This is a genomic window from Corynebacterium sp. KPL2830, assembly GCF_040225635.1.
In the GTDB taxonomy this organism is placed as follows: domain Bacteria; phylum Actinomycetota; class Actinomycetes; order Mycobacteriales; family Mycobacteriaceae; genus Corynebacterium.
Genome location: NZ_JBEHFR010000060.1, coordinates 1 through 1,695, shown reverse-complemented (window position 1 = coordinate 1,695; position 1,695 = coordinate 1). Strand labels below are relative to the sequence as shown.

Here is a 1,695-nt window from a genome sequence, read left to right as displayed (position 1 = left end):
CCCATTACGTTGTTAGCAGTTCCACCCCAGGGCACCGAAGATTCATAGCCTGTCCACCCGAGTGGGCGGGCTATGTTTATGTCCGTTCCCGCCGTCCGAAAGGACAGTGGAACTAGTCGCTGGCTTCGGTATGGCTTATTCCTGTCCCTGTCTGAAATGATCCGGGGGGTGATGCCGCCGAAGACAGTGACATACTCAAACTGCTTATAGGAACCTGACCCGGCCCAGGAGGCACGAGGTCTCACAGTAATGTGGATGCCAGCGCAAGTATGTCCGACCACCCCAGCGATGAAGCGTAAATAATCCAACTTTCTACTCATCGCTAGGAGGCACCAACTCATGGCCTATGACTTCGTCATTGGAATGGACGTCGGCAAATACTTCCACCACGCCTGCGTCCTCGATCCCCAGGGCAGACAAGTTTTATCCAAACGCATCAACCAGCACGAAGACTCGCTACGCAAGCTCTTCGGCAAATTCCTGGCCAGCGACGCCGAGGTCCTTGTCGTCGTTGATCAGCCCAACAACATCGGCAGGCTAACCGTCGCAGTCGCCCAAGCAATGGGAGCCGACGTTCGCTACCTCCCCGGGCTTGCCATGCGACAGCTTTCACGTATCCACGTCGGCAACTCCAAGACCGATGTACGCGACGCCTACGTCATCGCCCATGCCGGCCTTAACCTGCCGGATGCTCTGCGTAGTGTTGACCGCGTTGAGGAAGTCTTCCTTCAGCTGAAAGTTCTCAACGGTATCGACGAAGACCTCGTCCGCGCCTACACACGCCTGATCAACCAGATGCGATCCGCGCTCGTGGGAACCTACCCCGCATTCGAACATGTCCTGCGTGGACAGATGATTCACCGCAAGTGGATCCTCCACCTTCTGGCGAAATACGGTGGCCCCACCAAGATTCGACGCGTCGGCAAAGCACGGCTGGCAGCTTTCGCACGTGGTCACAGGGCACGTAATCCTGAGCCAGTTATCGATGCCATGCTTGCTGCCATCCACGGCCAGACGGTATCCATCGCCGGTGCAGAATACGCGGAACTTGGCGTAGCAATGTCCGCCAAAGATGCACTAGCCAAGCTGGAGCACCGTAAAGAGATTGAAGCCCAGGTACTCGAGCTAATCCAGGACATTCCTCAGACCGAGATTCTCTTGTCAATGCCCGGCATCGGCCCACGTAGCGCCGCGCAAATCCTTATGACAGTCGGCGATATGTCCGACTTTCCCGATGCAGCGCACCTAGCTTCCTACGCAGGCCTGTCGCCACGGACAAACCAGTCGGGAACGTCCATCATGTCGAATTCACCCAACCGGGCCGGCAACAAAAAATTGAAGAACGCCCTATGGCAATCGTCCTTTGCATCGATCAGATTCCACGAGCGTTCCCGGCAATTCTACGAACGAAAACGCAACGAAGGCAAAAGACACAACGCCGCAGTCGTCGCGCTCGCACGCCGACGCCTCAACGTCCTCTTCGCCATGATGCGCAGCGAAGAACTCTACCGAGACATCCCCACAGCCCAGGAGGCCGCAGCAGCCTAGCCACTCCAAACCCCGAAGCCGATTGCGCAAGAAGCCCAATCGGCTCTTCAGCATGCCCGAAAACAACATCCGCAGCGTGAAGCAGAAACCCTTCATACCCCCAGCAACCTCACCCACGGAGTTGACAACCTATATAGGAACACCCCC

At 56.9% G+C, this 1,695-nt stretch carries 1 protein-coding gene; it reads left to right on the top strand.

Annotated elements, in window-relative coordinates:
• Positions 1-339 precede the first annotated feature (339 nt).
• The gene (locus tag ABRP87_RS11190; protein ID WP_349868848.1) at positions 340-1,548 is read left to right on the top strand and encodes an IS110 family RNA-guided transposase; all 1,209 of its coding nucleotides are present in this window, start codon (positions 340-342) and stop codon (positions 1,546-1,548) included.
• Positions 1,549-1,695: the final 147 nt, after the last annotated feature.

Bases quoted from the DNA above. Each gene is read 5' to 3' on its own strand.
- ABRP87_RS11190 (WP_349868848.1), top strand. From the start codon at position 340: ATGGCCTATGACTTCGTCATTGGAATGGACGTCGGCAAATACTTCCAC.